The organism is Nonomuraea sp. NPDC004186 (genome assembly GCF_053603495.1).
This window is the reverse complement of the sequence record NZ_JBSGFQ010000108.1, coordinates 26,170-42,805: the sequence shown is the minus strand read 5'-3', so window position 1 is coordinate 42,805 and position 16,636 is coordinate 26,170. Positions and strand designations below refer to the sequence as shown.

At 69.5% G+C, this 16,636-nt stretch carries 14 protein-coding genes; 3 read left to right on the top strand and 11 right to left on the bottom strand.

The features are described 5' to 3' along the window. The 5 genes from ACWEPL_RS51615 to prcB all read right to left on the bottom strand — a co-directional run. On the bottom strand, positions 1-989 hold a 989-nt coding region (locus ACWEPL_RS51615; protein ID WP_452440745.1), incomplete at its 3' end, for an FKBP-type peptidyl-prolyl cis-trans isomerase. 74 nt (positions 990-1,063) lie between these two features. Further along, positions 1,064-2,422, bottom strand: coding sequence for a Pup--protein ligase (gene pafA, locus ACWEPL_RS51610; protein WP_185076838.1), 1,359 nt, complete (start codon positions 2,420-2,422; stop codon positions 1,064-1,066). A 153-nt stretch (positions 2,423-2,575) separates the two neighbouring features. Then, positions 2,576-3,112 carry a hypothetical protein gene (locus ACWEPL_RS51605; RefSeq protein ID WP_452440744.1) on the bottom strand — a complete coding sequence of 179 codons (537 nt, stop codon included), beginning with the start codon at positions 3,110-3,112 and terminating at the stop codon, positions 2,576-2,578. A 539-nt stretch (positions 3,113-3,651) separates the two neighbouring features. Then, positions 3,652-4,446 (bottom strand): proteasome subunit alpha, encoded by a 795-nt coding sequence (gene prcA / locus ACWEPL_RS51600; RefSeq protein WP_350735404.1) that lies wholly within the window; start codon positions 4,444-4,446, stop codon positions 3,652-3,654. Positions 4,447-4,467: 21 nt separating this feature from the next. Continuing rightward, entirely contained in the window at positions 4,468-5,316 is an 849-nt protein-coding gene (gene prcB / locus ACWEPL_RS51595; protein ID WP_452440743.1) for a proteasome subunit beta, read from the bottom strand. A 195-nt stretch (positions 5,317-5,511) separates the two neighbouring features. On the opposite strand from prcB, the gene ACWEPL_RS51590 reads away from it, so the two are divergent. Next, positions 5,512-6,879, top strand: coding sequence for an extracellular solute-binding protein (locus ACWEPL_RS51590; protein WP_452440741.1), 1,368 nt, complete (start codon positions 5,512-5,514; stop codon positions 6,877-6,879). Between the two features lie 461 nt (positions 6,880-7,340). Next, on the top strand, positions 7,341-8,402 hold the full coding sequence (locus ACWEPL_RS51585) for a DNA polymerase IV (protein WP_452440740.1): 1,062 nt from the start codon (positions 7,341-7,343) through the stop codon (positions 8,400-8,402). Here ACWEPL_RS51585 and ACWEPL_RS51580 read toward each other — a convergent pair. Both ACWEPL_RS51580 and ACWEPL_RS51575 read right to left on the bottom strand, forming a co-directional pair. Then, on the bottom strand, positions 8,375-9,292 hold the full coding sequence (locus ACWEPL_RS51580) for an endonuclease domain-containing protein (RefSeq protein WP_452440739.1): 918 nt from the start codon (positions 9,290-9,292) through the stop codon (positions 8,375-8,377). The two genes, ACWEPL_RS51585 and ACWEPL_RS51580, sit on opposite strands and share 28 nt — an antisense overlap. 116 nt (positions 9,293-9,408) lie before the next feature. Next, positions 9,409-9,618 carry a ubiquitin-like protein Pup gene (locus ACWEPL_RS51575; RefSeq protein ID WP_185076845.1) on the bottom strand — a complete coding sequence of 70 codons (210 nt, stop codon included), beginning with the start codon at positions 9,616-9,618 and terminating at the stop codon, positions 9,409-9,411. A gap of 147 nt (positions 9,619-9,765) precedes the next feature. Between ACWEPL_RS51575 and ACWEPL_RS51570 the strand changes: the two genes are divergently transcribed. After that, positions 9,766-10,170, top strand: a complete 405-nt coding sequence (locus ACWEPL_RS51570) for a hypothetical protein (protein WP_350735389.1) — start codon at positions 9,766-9,768, stop codon at positions 10,168-10,170. Positions 10,171-10,208: 38 nt separating this feature from the next. On the opposite strand, the gene dop is transcribed toward ACWEPL_RS51570, so the two are convergent. From dop to hypF, 4 genes are all read right to left on the bottom strand, one after another. Next, positions 10,209-11,723, bottom strand: coding sequence for a depupylase/deamidase Dop (gene dop, locus ACWEPL_RS51565; protein ID WP_363969745.1), 1,515 nt, complete (start codon positions 11,721-11,723; stop codon positions 10,209-10,211). A gap of 86 nt (positions 11,724-11,809) precedes the next feature. Further along, on the bottom strand, positions 11,810-12,889 hold the full coding sequence (locus tag ACWEPL_RS51560; protein ID WP_452440738.1) for an acyltransferase family protein: 1,080 nt from the start codon (positions 12,887-12,889) through the stop codon (positions 11,810-11,812). Positions 12,890-12,956: 67 nt separating this feature from the next. Further along, positions 12,957-14,132, bottom strand: coding sequence for a pyridoxal-phosphate dependent enzyme (locus tag ACWEPL_RS51555; protein ID WP_452440737.1), 1,176 nt, complete (start codon positions 14,130-14,132; stop codon positions 12,957-12,959). Between the two features lie 131 nt (positions 14,133-14,263). Further along, positions 14,264-16,504 carry a carbamoyltransferase HypF gene (gene hypF, locus ACWEPL_RS51550; RefSeq protein WP_452440736.1) on the bottom strand — a complete coding sequence of 747 codons (2,241 nt, stop codon included), beginning with the start codon at positions 16,502-16,504 and terminating at the stop codon, positions 14,264-14,266. Positions 16,505-16,636 lie beyond the last annotated feature (132 nt).

Here is a 16,636-nt window from a genome sequence, read left to right as displayed (position 1 = left end):
CCCACGGAGAGGGTCTGGGTCTTGGGGGTGCCCGCACTGCCGCCGCCGCTGGAGGCGCCGAGGATGTCCACCACGAACACGAGGGTGCTCTTGGCGGGGATGCCCTGCTGCGCCTGGTCCCCGTAGCCGAGGTCCGGCGGGATGCTCATCACGACCCGGCTGCCGACCGGCACCCCGGCCAGGCCCTGCTGCCAGCCCTTGATGACCCCCGACAGCGGGAACTCGGCCGGCTGGCCCCGCTCCCAGCTGGAGTCGAACTGCTTGTCGCTGCCCCACAGCTTGCCCGTGTAGTGGACGGTGAGCGTCTGGCTCGCCTCCACCTTCGGCCCGGTGCCCTCGATGAGCGTCTTGACGACGAGCTTGTCCGACGGCTTCTCATCGGTCTTCGTGGTCAGCGTCGGCGCCTTGTCGCCGCCCGGGCTGACGACCTTGACACCCTTGAGGCTCTCGCCGGTCTCCTTGCCGGTGGCGGCCTTCAGCGGCGGCGGCTGGGTGCCGACGATGTCGAACACGAACACCTTGGTCGGCTCAGCCGGCTGCGTGGCCTGCTGCTGGGCCATGCTGTCGTTGGCGAGCACGGCCAGCAGCCGCCCGCCGTGCTTGACCTTGGTGAAGCCCTCCTGCAGCACCTGCGGGATCTGCTGGTCGACCGCGATCGTCTCGGGCTTCTTGGTGTCGTAGGAGGAGCCCTGGACCGCGTTGCCCTTGCCGTCCCAGTTGTAGACGGTCAGGTTGACGATCACGCGGTCGCCGGCCTTGATCCCGTCGCCGGTGCCCGGCTGGATCACCTCGTACGACGACTTGCTGGCGGGCGTGCCTGCGGGGAAGGTCACCGTGGGCTTGCCGCCCACGTCACCGGTGACCTTGACCCCCGCCCCGGCGCCAGCGCCGGTGGCGGTGGCGCCGGTGCTCGCACCGTCGTCGGATCCGCAGGCGGCGGCGAACAGGATCAGTGGCACGGCGGCCAGTACGGCCATAGCGCGGCGCATGGGTTTCCCTCGGGAAGACGGCAGATTCGCGTCACCCTACCCGACATCCTGGTAGGCCCGAGGTAAACCACGCGCTACATCCCGGCTATGAGCTTGTCCACCCTCTCGTCCACGCTCCGGAACGGGTCCTTGCACAGCACCGTGCGCTGCGCCTGGTCGTTGAGCTTGAGATGCACCCAGTCGACGGTGAAGTCGCGCCGCTTCTCCTGCGCCTTGCGGATGAACTCGCCGCGCAGCCGCGCCCTGGTCGTCTGCGGCGGCACCGACTTGGCCTCGAAGATCTTCAGGTCGGACGCCACCCGCTCCACCGAGCCACGCTTCTGCAGCAGGTAGAACAGGCCACGCTTGCGGTGCACGTCGTGGTAGGCCAGGTCGAGCTGGGCCACCCTGGGCGAGGACAGCGGCAGGTCGTACTTCTTCCGGTAACGCTCGATGAGCTGGTATTTCGTCACCCAGTCGATCTCCCGGGAGACCAGGTCGAGGTTGCCGGTGTCGACCGCGTTCAGCGTGCGCTCCCACAGCTCCAGCACCCGGTGGGCGATGGCGTCGCCGCCGCGGCGGTCGACGAAGTCCTTCGCCTTGGACAGGTATTCCTGCTGGATCTCCAGGCTGGAGGCCTCCCGGCCGTTGGCCAGGCGCACCCTGCGGCGGCCGGTCATGTCGTGGGAGACCTCGCGGATGGCCCTGATCGGGTTCTCCAGCGACAGGTCCCGCATCACCGTGCCCGACTCGATCATGCGCAGCACCAGGTCGGTGGCGCCGACCTTGAGCAGCATCGTGGTCTCGCTCATGTTGGAGTCGCCGACGATGACGTGCAGGCGGCGGAACCGCTCGGCGTCGGCGTGCGGCTCGTCCCGGGTGTTGATGATGGGCCGGGACCGGGTCGTGGCGCTGGAGACGCCCTCCCAGATGTGCTCGGCCCGCTGCGAGACGCAATAGACGGCGCCGCGTGGCGTCTGCAGGACCTTGCCGGCCCCGCAGATGATCTGCCGCGTCACCAGGAACGGGATCAGCACGTCCGCCAGCCGCCCGAACTCCCCGTGCCTGCCGACCAGGTAGTTCTCGTGGCAGCCGTAGGAGTTGCCGGCTGAGTCCGTGTTGTTCTTGAACAGATAGATGTCACCCGCGATGCCCTCTTCGCGAAGCCGTTTCTCGGCGTCGACCAGCAGGCCCTCGAGGATGCGCTCACCCGCCTTGTCGTGCGTGACGAGCTCGATGACGTTGTCACACTCAGGTGTTGCGTATTCAGGATGGCTGCCCACGTCGAGGTAGAGACGCGCGCCGTTGCGAAGGAAGACGTTGCTCGATCGGCCCCAGGACACGACCCGCCGGAACAGGTAGCGCGCGACCTCGTCGGGCGACAGCCTGCGCTGTCCCCTGAACGTGCAGGTCACACCGTACTCGTTCTCCAGCCCGAAGATGCGACGATCCATCACCTCACACTATGCCCATGGATCCGCGAGCGGGAGAGATCTTCCAGGTGTTTTCCCACCCGGCCCTCTGTGACCCCTCTTTAATCCCCTTTGTCCCGCGCCCGCCCCCACGGGGCGCGGGTCCTTTTTCCCGCGTTTTCCAGGGCTCTCGTGTCAGGGCGTCCAGATCTCCTGAACCTGGACGATCTTCCCCTTGTAGACGGTGATGAGCGCGGGTTTCCCCTCCCGCTTCATCAGCACCGACCTGGAGCAGCGCTTGCTGCCCAGCCCGGTGTCCCGGTTGATCGTCATGCCGCCCTCCGACTCCCCGCAGCCGAACGCCGACAGATAGACCACGTCCTTGGCGACGGGCGAGGCGTACGCCATGACGTCGCCCTCGGGCGGGCCCACGAAGTAGCCCTCGGTCTCGGTGCCCTTCTTCCACTTGATCGGCTGGTACTCGGCCACGTCACCGCGGATCAGGGTGATCCGGCCGCGCAGGATGCCGTCATGACGGGAGTGGATGCCCTTGGTGAAGTCGTGCTTCGGGTCGGACTGGAGGGTCGTGCCGAAAGGCTTGGGCGCCTTGAAGTTGGGGAACGCGGCGGCGTACCCGGAGGACGCGCCGGCCGCCGCGGAGGCGGCGTGAGCGGCCACGCCGGAGCTCAGCGCCACGACCACAGCGGCACCGGCCGCCAGAAGGCCACGCATAGGAGTGTTCACGGTTTCTGAGACCCGATACCACCCCCCGAAGTTCGCCTCAACCCCAGTGATACAAGTCACACTCCCTCACATCGGCTTCCCCACCACCCCACGCCACCTCAACGACCCCTCCACTCCCTCAACGAGCCCTTCACCACCTCAACCACCCTCACCACTCACAGCTCCCCCCGCACACCGCACCCAACGGACCGCTGCCCATACACCGGCCCACACCCCCACCACCCTCGCCCCGCCACAAATGGGCGCACACCATGGCCACCGCAGGGCCATCTGACCGCGCCCCGCCGCCTTCCCCTCACGTTCACACGCCCGCTGCCGTGTCGCGCGACCGCCCGCACTCCTTCGGGCGACGGGCGCGGCGTCCGACGAAGCCCTGGAGGCACCGTCAGGCCGACAGCGAGTTGCCGAAATGACGGTTGCGTCCAGGAGTGCGCCCGTGAAACCGCCGCACCCGTACCGGGCCAACGAAAAACCCGCCAGGGGCAGCCGTAGCGGCCCCTGGCGGGTGTGAGAAGAGTGGAGGACGGCTACAGCGGCGACGAGCCGTCGTCCACGTCGCCCTCAGGCCCCGTGGGAGGCGGGGTGTCCTCGGACGAGGGCTTGGCCGCGGGCGGCGGGGTGGCGGCCGGGGGCGGGGTGGTGGTCTGGGCCAGGAGGCGCTCCAGGCGGGCGCCCGTGAGCCGCAGGAACTTGCGGTGCTCCCGGTTGCGGTCGAGGACCGCCACCTCGAGCTGCGCCACCGGCGGCCGCTCGCCACCAGGCTCGGTGAGCGCCGTCAGCGCCACCTCCAGCGCGTCGGCCAGCGACATCGACTCGCGGTAGCGCTCCTTGAGCCGGGTGGACACCGCGTCCGCCTGGCCGCCCATGGCCGCGAAGCCGTGCTCGTCGAAGACCGACCCGTCGAAGGTGAGCCGGTAGATCGCGTCGCCGTCCTTGGTCTCGCCGACCTCGGCGACCACGACCTCCACCTCCAGCGACTTGATCGACTCGGTGAAGATGCGGCCCAGGTTGGAGGCGTACAGGTTGGCCAGGCCGCGCCCGGTCACGTCGGAGCGATCGTAGGTGTAGCCGTTGATGTCGGCGTAGCGGATGCCGCCGAGCCGCAGCTCCTCGAACTCGTTGTACCGGCCCACGGCCGCGAACCCGATGCGGTCGTAGATCTCGCTGATCTTGTGCAGTGCCCGCGACGGGTTGGGCGCGACGAACAGGATGCCGTCGACATACTGCAGCACGACGACGGAGCGGCCCCGCGCGATGCCCTTGCGCGCGTAGTCGGCCTTGTCCCGCATGATCTGCTCAGGGGACGCATATCCAAAAGGCATGGACACGTGCGGTGGTCCTTTCTAGCGCAGCGGGGCGATGGGGCCGTCAGGCGAGATCAGGCGGGCTTCGAGCATCTGCTCCACGTAGTCGGAGACCTGCTCCTCGCTCAGCCTGCGGAAGCCGTCGGCGTCGATCACCGACACGATCGGCCAGATCTTCCTGGTGACGTCGGGCCCACCGGTCGCCGAGTCGTCGTCGGCGGCGTCGTAGAGGGCCTGGATGAGCGTCATCACCATGTCGTCGGCCGACGAGCCGTCACGGTAGAGCTTCTTCAACGACCCGCGCGCGAAGATCGAGCCGGAGCCGATCGCGTCGAACCTCTCCCGCTCGTACGGCCCGCCCGCGACGTCGTAGCTGAAGATCCGCCCCTCGTCCTTGTCGGGGTCGTACGCGGCGAACAGCGGCACCACCACCAGCCCCTGCATCGCCATCGGAAGGTTGCCCCTGATCATGGTGGCCAGCCGGTTGGCCTTGCCCGCCACCGACATCGTGCGGCCCTCGAGCTTCTCGTAGTGCTCCAGCTCCACCCGGAACAGCCGGGCGAACTCGATGCCGGTGCTGGCCGTGCCCGCGATGCCCATGCACGAGTAGTCGTCGGCGCGGAAGACCTTCTCCACATCGCGCTGGGAGATGATGTTGCCCGACGTCGCCCGCCGGTCGCCCGCCATGATCACGCCACCGGCGAAGGTGGCGGCCACGATCGTCGTCGCGTGCGGGACCTGGTCGCCGATCGGGGTGGCCAGCACCTCATTCCGCTGCGGCAGCAAATCAGGCGCATACGAGCTGACAAACTCCGTGAACGAGGAACTTCCGGTGTTGCGGAAAAGCTGGTTGACCAAGCCGGCGGGCAGATCCCTGTGCGATGCCACGCGACTCCCTCCAAACGTCAGTGTTCCTAGGGCGACCCTACTCATGTTGCGTTGTTGTCTGCACTTCCCACGATCAGCTCACGGCGAACCCGCGTGATCACACGCCGCCCCGTTCCGTGTTCAGATCGTTTCTTTACGGCTCGCGGCGGCCGTGCGACTGTCGGTATGTCTGCACGTCCTGAACAGGAGGCCGACATGCGATTCCCCAGCCGACCTGCGGTGATCGCCACCCTGGCCGCCCTCGCCCTCACGTCCTGCGGCACCGGCGCGGACCCCGGCGCAGGCAGCGTCTCCCTGACCATCGCCGCCAACTCCATCTCCGGCGGCAAGAACTCCGAGTCCGCCGACTGGATCAAGCGGTGGGTGATCCCCGAGTTCGAGAGGACGCACCGCGACGTCAAGGTCCTCTTCCAGCCCAGCGGCGTCGACGACGAGCAGTACAAGACGAAGATCGCGCTCGACCTCAAGTCCAGGACCGGCGCCGACGTGATCGACATCGACGGCATCTGGGTCGGCGAGTTCGCCCAGGCCGGCTACATCAAACCGCTGCCGGAGGTCGGCGGCGCCACCGTCGAACAGTGGGAGGGCTGGTCGCAGATCCCGCAGGCCGTGCAGAGCCTGGGCATCTTCGACGGCAAGAAGTACGGCCTGCCGCAGGGCACCGACGGCCGCGTCCTGTTCTACAACAAGACCCTGTTCGCCAAGGCCGGCCTGCCCGGCCCGTGGCAGCCCAAGAGCTGGCAGGACATCATCGACGCCGGCACCAGGCTCAAGGCCGCGGGCGTGCCCGTCCCCATCCAGATCGACGCCGGCACCGCCATGGGCGAGGCCACGACCATGCAGGGCGTGCTCCCCCTGCTCGCCGGCGCCGGATCCGAGATCTACGCCGCCGGCAAGTGGACCGGCGCCTCCCGGTCGCTCAAGGACGCGCTCGGCTTCTACCGGCAGATCTACGGCAGCAGCGGCCTCGGCGACCCCAAGCTGCAGCAGGAGGCCAAGGGCCGCGACAAGTCCTTCGCCCAGTTCGCCGCCGGCAAGATCGGCATCCTCGCCGAGAGCGACTACTTCTGGCGCTCCGTCGTCGAACCCCGGGCCGGCGTCGCCCCCATGAAGGACCGCGACCAGGTCGTCGGCTACGCCAAGATCCCCGCCGAGCGGCCCGGCGCCGGCGTCCGCGGCCAGGACTTCGTCAGCATGTCCGGCGGCGCCGTCCGCGTGCTCAACCCGTACTCCAAGAACCCCAGGCTCGCCTGGGACCTGCTCGCCTTCATGCACTCGGCCGCGGCCACGAAGGCGCAGCTGGCCGGGCAGGCGCGCATCAGCTCACGCGCCGACGTCAACGACGAGGTGCTCACCGCCGACCCGATGCTGAAGTTCGTCGCCGACGAGGTGCTGCCCCTCACCGCCTACCGCCCCGGCCTGGCCGTCTACCCGCAGGTGTCGGCCGCACTGCAGGAGGCCACCGCCGCCGTCGTCAGCGGCACGAGCCCCGACGAGGCCGCCGCCGCGTACCAGGCGAAGCTGGAGGACCTCGTCGGCGGCCCGGCCCACGTCGGCGGCTGAGCCCGGCTCCGCACCGAGCGGCGAGCCGACCATGGCCACCATCGCCGTGTGGGCGCCGCCCAGCGACCGGGACGGCTTCCTGTTCCGGTTCATCCTGCTGCGCGACCCCGAGAAGGCACCGGCTCGGTCATCCTCTACACCCTCTACACCGAGGGCTGCTGTACTCCCTGCCGGTGGTGCTGACCAAGGTCTTGTCCGCGGTGGGTACGCGCGCCCACCTGACCGTCGAGAACGGCGAGTTCTCCGCCGCTGGGCCCGTCCGGCTGCGACAAGACCACGCCGCCGCGCACCATCGCCGACCCCGAAACCCCCACCGCCCCGGAACCCCCGCCACCCTCATCCAGGCCGTCGTCCAAGCAGGCGAAACACCACCCATCGGCAATCCCGCCTGGGCAGTCCCCCGCCGCGCCTCCCCCACCGCGACGACCGCCTCCACACCGCCTCACGACATACTGAAAACCATGAGGGACTGGATCCTCCACGTCGACCTCGACCAGTTCATCGCCGCCGTCGAGATCCTCCGCCACCCCGAACTCCGCGGCAAACCCGTCGTCGTCGGCGGCTCAGGAGACCCCACCCAACCCCGCACCGTGGCCGCCACCGCCACCTACGAAGCCCGCGAACACGGCATCCACTCCGGCATGCCACTGCGCACCGCACTCAGACGCTGCCCCGAAGCGATCTTCCTGCCCAGCGACCCACCCGCCTACGAAGCCGCCTCCGCCCACGTCATGGCCGTACTCCGCGAATTCCCCGTACGCGTCGAAATCTGGGGCTGGGACGAAGCCTTCCTCGGCGCCACCACCGACGACCCCGAAACCCTCGCCGCCACCATCCGCCAGACCGTACGCGAACGCACCCAGCTGTCCTGCTCCATCGGCATCGGCGACAACAAACACCAGGCCAAACTCGCCTCCGGCCTCGCCAAACCCGCCGGAATCTACCGCCTCACCAGCGACAACTGGGCCGAGATCATGAACGACCGCCCCACCGACGCACTCTGGGGCATCGGCGCCAAGATCTCCAGAAAACTCACCGCCCTGGGCCTCCACACCGTCGCCCAGCTCGCCGCCGCCGACCCCGCCCACCTCGCCCGCCACTTCGGCCCCACCAACGGTCCCTGGTACCGCTACCTCGCCCTCGGCAAAGGTGAAGCCGAAATCGTCACCACACCCTGGATCGCCCGCGGCCACAGCCGCGAAACCACCTTCCAGCACGACCTCACCGACGAAGCCGACATCACCCACCACGTCGCCGCCCTCGCCACCCAGGTCGCCCACGACGCCCGCGAAGCCGGCCGCGACATCACCCGGGTATCGGTCAAGGTCCGCTTCACCCCGTTCCTCACCCGAACCCGCCAGTCAAAACTCCCCGCCCCCACCACGGACCCGGCCACCATCCAGCAGGCGGCCCTCACCATCCTCGCCCGCTTCGACCTCACCCGCCCGGTCCGCCTCCTGGGCGTCGCCGTCGACTACACCCTCCCCAAAGCCGATCAGCCCACCCTCGACACCGTCGAATAGAACTCGCCCCGAAGCCGCTCCTCAGCCTCGACCAACCCCCGAAACTCCTCCTCCGAAACCTCGACCTCGTCGAACTCCTCAACGGTCGCCTCGACATAAGAAAACGCCCGCCACACCACACCGGGATCATCCCTGAACTGCCCGATCCCCGTATTACACGGCAGACACAACGCAAACCGCACATCCCCCGTGCGATGACAATGGTCCACATGCTCGGGCGGCCGATCCCAGCACACCACACACAAACCATGCTGAGCCGAAATCATCCGCTCGACATCCTCATGCCGCACCCGATAACGCTGCGTCAGGTGATAACTCCGCGTCCGCGCCACCTCATCCGAGGCGCGCTGCCGCGGGAGGACCACGAACTCGGGCCAGAGAATCTCCCCGTCCAGATAAAGCGCAGCCAACTCCAGCAACACCAGATTGTCGCCGAAGTGGCCGAGCCCGTTGTTGCAGTTGAAACAGAGAATGCCCCGGACCTGGCCGGTCTGATGACTGTGGTCGACGAACGTGCCGGGGACGGCCCGGCAGATGGCGCAGAGCCCGCCCTGGTGGGCGAGCATGCGCTCGAAGTCGTCCTGGGTGATGCCGTAGCGGCGCTTCAGGTGGTAGTTGCGAGTGCTGCCGTGGCGCTTGATGCGATTCTCGCGCATCACGTGGTTATGACACGGCTTGCAGTAATCGGTGAGCCCGTCCTTCTGCGCCCTGTTCTTTCCGAAGTCGGCCAGTGGCTTGATCTCCGCACAACGGGGGCAGTATTTCTGCCCATCAGGCACTTCGACGCGCTCACGCACGGTCTTGCCTTGCTCTTCCCTGCGCTTGCGGTAACTCTGCGTGTGACGCCGCTGGAAACAGGCCTTGCAATATCGCGCCAGCCCATCTGCCATTCGCTTATTGCGCCCGAACTCCGAGACCTCCTTTTCTTCCCCGCAGTCCGGGCACCGCTTACACCCATCCGGCGTCTCCACCGATCCCCCCTTCTATCCGATGTCCGATTTATCCCCTATTCTCCGCCTTTCTGGACGTACGACCTGACAAATTCCTCTGCGTTCTCTTCGAGAACTTCGTCGATTTCGTCCAGAATTGCGTCGACATCGTCCGTGAGCTTCTCCTGGCGCTCCTGAACGTCCGGCGTCGCCGAGGCCTCGGTCTCCTCGACTTCGCTCTCGCGCCGACCGGCCTGCTTCTGGCCTCCGGTGTCCTTGGTTGCCATGTCCTACCTCCGGTTGGGGGACTGCCTCTAAGGCATATCTTCCCCGAACCGAGCGACATTTCGCGCCGATCGCCCAGCGATCTTGTCGGCTTGACTAGATAGCCAAACTATCCAACAATGGATCCACCTACACACGAGGAGGTTCCGATGTCCCCCGCATCCCTGAGCACGGCCGGTGTGCTCCTCATCACAGTCCCCGGGGTGGCCTTCGGCGGCGTCACCCTGCTGAAGTTCCTGATGCGCAACGTCCCCGGCTATCTGGACAACCCGGTCCGGCGTGGCCTGTGGCGGGCCGGGCACGCGCATGCGGGCGTGCTGGTGCTGTTCTCGCTGGTGGCGATGCTCTATGTGGACCAGGCGAGTCTGCCGGAGGGTGTGAAGGCCCTGACGCGGGTGTTGATCGTGGCCGCGCCGATCCTGATGCCGCTGGGTTTCTTCCTGTCGGTGGTGCGTCCGGGTGACACGAAGCCGAGCAGGTTGATCTGGCTGACGGTGGCGGGCGGGGCGTGCCTGGCGGTGGGCACGCTGACGCTGGGTGTGGGGCTGCTGTAGGAGACCGGCCCGTGCGGGCCGGTCTCGTTCAGAAGGGCTCAGTCGCCGCCGGTGAGGGCGGCGACGAGGTCGGCGGCGGTGCGGCAGCGGTCGAAGAGTTCGCCGACGTGGGCTTTGGTGCCGCGCAGTGGTTCGAGGGTGGGTACGCGCTGGAGTGATTCGCGGCCGGGGATGTCGAAGATGACGGAGTCCCAGGAGGCGGCGGCGACGGATTCGCTGTATTGGCGCAGGCAGCGGCCGCGGAAGTAGGCGCGGGTGTCGTTGGGCGGGTGTTCGACGGCGCGCTGGACTTCGTCTTCGGTGACGAGGCGTTGCATGCGTCCGCGGGCGACGAGGCGGTTGTAGAGGCCGCGGTCGGGGCGGATGTCGGAGTATTGCAGGTCGACGAGCTGGAGTCTGGGGTGGGACCAGGGCAGGCCGTCGCGGGTGCGGTAGCCCTCGAGGAGTTCGAGTTTGGCGACCCAGTCGAGTTCGCGGGAGAGCTGCATGGGGTCTTCGGCGAGCCGGGTGAGGACGGACTCCCAGCGATCGAGGATGTCCTTGTTCATCTCCTCTTGGGCGGTGCCTCGCTCTTCGACGTATTTGCGCGCTTGTTCGAGGTATTCCATCTGGAGCTGGATGGCGGTGAGCTTGCGGCCGTCGCGCATGGCGATCTCGTAGCGGCAGGTGGGGTCGTGGGAGACGGCCCGGAGCGCTTGTACGGGGTTTTCGACGGCGAGGTCGCGGGTGAGGAAGCCTTCTTCGATCATGGCGAGGACGAGGGCGGTGGTGCCCAGCTTCAGATATGTCGAAATTTCCGACATGTTGGCGTCGCCGATGATCACGTGCAGCCGGCGGTACTTCTCGGGATCGGCGTGCGGCTCGTCGCGGGTGTTGATGATGGGCCGCTTGAGCGTGGTCTCGAGGCCGACCTCGACCTCGAAGAAGTCGGCGCGCTGGCTGATCTGGAAGCCTTCGCCGCGGGAGTCCTGGCCGATGCCGACCTTGCCGGCGCCGACGACGACCTGGCGGGAGACGAAGAAGGGGGTGAGGTGCCGGACGATGTCGGCGAAGGGGGTGGCGCGCCGCATGAGGTAGTTCTCGTGGCAGCCGTAGGAGGCGCCCTTGGCGTCGGTGTTGTTCTTGTAGAGCTGGATGGGCGCGTTGGAGGGGATGGCGGAGGCCCGGGTGGCGGCGTCGTACATGACGCGTTCGCCGGCCTTGTCCCAGATGACGGCGGCCCGGGGGTTGGTGCACTCGGGCGAGCTGTATTCGGGGTGGGCGTGGTCGACGTAGAGCCGGGCGCCGTTGGTGAGGATGACGTTGGCGAGGCCGAGGTCCTCGTCGGTGAGCTGGCTGGGGTCGGCGACCTCTCTGGCCAGGTCGAAGCCGCGCGCGTCGCGGAGTGGGTTCTCCTCTTCGAAGTCCCACCGGGCCCTGCGCGCCCGGGCCGCCGAGGCGGCCAGGTAGGCGTTCACGACCTGTGAGGAGGTCACCATCGCGTTGGCGCCTGGCTGGCCGGGTACGGAGATGCCGTACTCGGTCTCGATGCCCATCACCCGACGCACCGTCATGCAACACCCTCTGTTCGTCCGGATCTGCCTATCCGCCGTTTATATGCCCGAGCCTATGCCCTTCACAGTGCCCCAGGGTCACAGAGTTATGGCACCGACGCCTTTTCAACCTGTACGGCCGGAGCTGATGGGGTTTGCGTGGGTCTGCGGGGCTTGAGTAGCCGCTGGATGGGCCGTTCGGCAAAGGAGTACACGAGATACGACAGCACCACGGCCGTCAGGACGGTCGTGGTGGCGATGGCCCAGGGGGGCATGTGGCCGGTGAGCACTGGGATGAGGGCCACCGCGACGACGCCATGGAACAGGTAAAGCGGGTATGTGATGCCGCCGAGCGCGGTGAGCGTCCTGGACGGTTTGAGGCGGATCAGCCCGAGGGCGGCGACGGCCATCACGGCGAAGATCAGCGTGATGGTGATGATCACGCTGACGTCGGTGACCGGCATGTTCTTGAACCCGACGTTGTCGACGCGCCGGTGGACCCGGTCGAGCGCGGAGCCGATCGACAGGGCGTACGCGCCGGCCACGTAGAGCCATGGGAGCCAGGCGCTGCCGTGTTTGTGGATGAGGTAGAGGGACATGCCGGCGATGAAGTAGGGCGCGTAGTCGGGCATGACGATCTCGTTGACGATCTCGTTGCCGAGCAGGTCGGCGCCGAAGGCGGCCACCAGCCAGACGCCGGAGAAGATCAGGACGCGCCCGTACGTGACCCCGATGATCACGAGGATGACCATCAGCAGGTAGAAGCGGAGCTCCGCCCACAGCGACCAGTAGACCTGGCTGGCGTCGGTGACCTTGAACAACCGCTGGAACATGGTGGCGTTCACCAGGTAGTCGCCTGGTGAAAGTTTTGGGTCCAGCGCCTTGGCGCCCGTGAGCCCGTAGAGCGCCGCGGTGGCGACGAGGCTGAGCCAGTACGCGGGATAAAGGCGGACGAACCTGGACTGGGCGAACCCGCCGAGGCCGCGTCCCCACACGGTCATGAGGATGACGAACCCGCTGATGATGAAGAACAGCTCGACACCGAGGATGCCTAACCCCGCGAAGGGCGCCAGCGGCGGGAACAGCGCGGCGGGCCTGGCCCCCCAGACGGACGCGTACGCCACCAGGTAGTGGAAGGCGACGACGGCCAGGGCGGCGATGAAGCGCAGGAGGTCGAGCTCGGCCAACCGGCCGTCCCCCCGAGCATGCTTGGGCCGGTTAGGTGCGTGCACGCCCTTTTTGACGCCACCTGGATCACTTTGGTTCCACGGGGCCCTCCGTTCCCACGACCAGCGGGCGGGAGGCGTCGTCGAGCGCGAGCGCGTCACGGGCCGCGGGCGTGAGGGTGAGCAGGCCGGCGGCTCCGGCGGCGCCGCACTCGGACAGGTGGACGCCGTGGCCGGTCAGGAGGCGGGCGGCGTCGGCCGCCTGGTCGTCGGTGATCGTCATGTAGAGGTCGGCGAGGTGGTGGAGGAGCTGGAAAGCGATGACGGAGGGTTCCGGGCAGTCGAGGCGGCCGAGGATGGTGCGGCCGCCCTGGACGCGTACGGGCTCGCCGGCCCGGGCGCTTTCGAGCAGGCAGGGCGCGCCTTCCGGCTCGACCACGACGATCTTGGGCTGCTCGCCCCAGCGGTCGCGCACGTACGCGGCGCCGGCGGCGGCGAGCCCGCCGACGCCCGCCTGGAGGAACACGTGGGTGGGCGCGCCCGCGGCCCCGTGGGGCGTGCTGTGGCCGCCGGTCACGGCCGAGGAGCCGTTGAGCCTGCCCGAGTACGCCTCGAGGCCGGCGCGCGCTCCTGGGGCCGCGGCGGGGCCGCCGGTGCGCGCGGTCTGCGCGGGGACGGCGGGCAGGGCGCCCGGGTCGGCGAGTTCGTCGAACAGGACGGTGTAGCCGCGCATGACGTCGAGCGGGATGCCGGTGTAGCCGTTCCAGGAGCTGTCGGCGACGAGCCGCCAGCCGTTCCGCTCGGCGGCCTGGATCGCGGCGGCCATGCTGGCCTCGTAGTCCTCGCCGCTGCGCCGCACCTCGGCGCCGAGCCCGCGCAGCCGCTGCGCGAACGCCTCTGGGACGCCTTCGCTGAGGTACACGACGCAGTCCACGCCGACCTCGGCGGCGCCGGAGGCTACGGAGATGCCGTGGTTGCCCGCGCTGGCGCACACGAACGGCGTGCCGCCGCCCTCGTGCTCGGCGAGCAGGTGGACGGCGTACGCGCCCCCGAGCGCCTTGAAGCTGCCCAGCCCCATGCGCCCGCTCTCGTCCTTGACGTGGACGGCTTCGGTTCCGGCCAGGTCCGGGATGGTGCGGACCGGCGTGGGCCGGTAGGAGGGGTGCCGGGCGAAGTGGGCGCGGGCCTGGCGGGCGTGCTCGGTCCCGATGAGCGCGCGGTCGTGCGCGGTGTACGGGGCGCGGGCGGGGTTGAGGTACTCCATGATCGCCATGCTAGGGCGACCGGCCGCTCTCCCCCGGCCCGCCACTCCGCCGCGAGGAGAGCCCGAAGAGAGCCCGAAGAGAGCCCGAAGAGAGCACGGTGAGGGCACCGTGAGGGCACGGTTACGGGTGGTCAGACGCGGTCGCGGGCGGCGGCGACGGCGGCCTGGCCGAGGCTGACGCCGCCGTCGCCGGGCGGCACGCGCACGTGCTTGAGCACCCGGAACCCGGCCGCGCGCAGCCGGGCCACGGTGGCCTCCAGCAGCAGCGCGTTCTGGAACATCCCGCCCGACAGCGCCACCGCGGTCAGCCCGGTGGCGTGGCGGAGGGTGTCGCAGGCGCGGGTGACGGCGTCGGCGAGGCCGTTGTGGAAGCGGCCGGCGATCGCGCGGGTGCAGGCTCCCGCGGCCAGGTCCGCGGCGGCGGCGCGGACGAGGTCGGCGCCCTCCACGACGAGCAGGTCGCCGTGGGTGATCCCGGCCTCGTACGTGCCGCGCTCGGCGGGGTCGGCGTGCTGTTCGAGCTCGACGACGGCCTGCCCCGCGTACGTGATCTTGTCGCGGACGCCGAGCAGCGCCGCGACGGCGTCGAAGAGGCGGGCCGCGCTGGAGGTCAGCGGGGAGCCGGGGGCGAGCCGGAGGGCGTCGGCCCAGGGGTTGCGGCGGGCCACGTCGAGACCGGGGTGGTCGTCGCCGAGGTAGGCGGCGGTCATGCGCCAGGGCTGCCGCACGGCGGCGCTCCCGCCCGGCATGGGGACCTGGGCGAGGTGGCCGAGGCGTTCGAAGGAGGTCAGGTCGGCGCGCAGGAACTCGCCGCCCCACAGGGTGCCGTCGGGGCCGTGGCCGAGCCCGTCGAGGGCGACGCCGAGCACGGGCCCGGGGTCGCCGTTGTCGGCCAGGCAGGAGGCGATGTGGGCGTGGTGGTGCTGGACGCCGAGGAGTTCGACGCCGCGGATCTCCATGGCGTGCCGGGTGGACAGGTAGCCGGGGTCCAGGTCGTGCGCCACGACCTCGGGCCGGATGCCGAACAGGCCGCAGAAGTGGTCGATGCTCTCGACGAACGACCGGAGCGTCTCGTGGTTCTCCAGGGTGCCGATGTGCTGGGAGACGAACGCGCGCCGTCCTTCGGCCAGGCAGAAGGTGCTCTTCAGCTCGGCGCCGCAGGCGAGCACGGGCCGGGGCGCGGGCCAGCGCATCGCGAGCGGTTCGGGCGCGTAGCCGCGGGCCCGGCGCAGCACGGTCACCTCGCCCGCCATGGGGCGCACGACCGAGTCGTCGGCGCGTACGTGGATGGGGCGGTCGTGGATGAGGAAGGCGTCGGCGATGCCGCTCAGGCGGGTCAGCGCGTCGTCGTCCTCGTAGGCGATGGGCTCGCCGGAGACGTTGCCGCCGGTGAGGACCATGGGTTCGGCGAGCTCGGCGAGCAGGAGGTGGTGCAGGGCCGTGTAGGGCAGCATGAGGCCGAGGCTGCGGGTGGCGGGCGCCACGGAGGCGGCGACGGGGGCGCCGGGCAGGCGGGGCAGCAGCACGATGGGCCGCGCGCGGCCGGTGAGCAGCTCGGCGGCGTGCTCGTCGATCTCGCACAGCCGCCGCGCCTGCGCCAGGTCGGCCGTCATGACGGCGAACGGCTGCTCCTCCCGGTGCTTGCGGCCGCGCAGCGCCGCGGCGGCCCGCTCGTCGGCGGCGGGCACGGCGAGGTGGAAGCCGCCGAGGCCCTTGACGGCGACGACGCGCCCGGCGCGCAGCAGGGTGACGGCGCCGGCGATGGGGTCGCCGCACAGCTCGGTGCCGCGGGCGTCGCGCAGCCGCAGCCGGGGCCCGCAGGCGGGGCAGCAGGTGGGCTGGGCGTGGTGGCGGCGGTTGCCGGGGTCGTGGTACTCGGCCGCGCACGCCTGGCACATGCCGAAGCCGGCCATGGTGGTCAGGGGCCGGTCGTACGGGACGCCGCGCACGATCGTGAAGCGGGGGCCGCAGTTGGCGCAGTTGATGAACGGGTAGCCGTGGCGGCGGTCGGCGGGATCGGCCAGCTCGCGCAGGCAGTCGTCGCAGGTGGCGCCGTCGGCGCGGACGAGGGGCCGCAGCGGGCCCGACGGGAGGCCGGCGGCGATGGTGAAGCCGTTGTGGCCGGTGGGGCGGGCGCTGACGACGGTGACGCGTTCGATCTCGGACAGGGCGGGCGCGTCGCGTTCGAGCGCGGTCAGGAACTCCTCGACGCCGGCCAGGGCGCCTTCGACCTCGATGTGCACTCCGTCGACGTCGTTGTGCACCCGCCCGGCCAGACCCAGCCGGCGGGCGAGCGAGTGCACGAAGGGGCGGAAGCCGACGCCCTGGACGACGCCTTCGACGTGCACGTCTACTCGTTTGAGCGTGGTCATCAGCCCAGTGTGCGCCTGATCGGGGCGGCGTGCATGCGTATCGGCCGTGTCGCATCCGGCGTCCTCGCCGGGGTCGCCGCGGCGGGGCGCGGACATGCGAACGGGAGGGCCGCGGCGGGCCCTCCCGTTCGG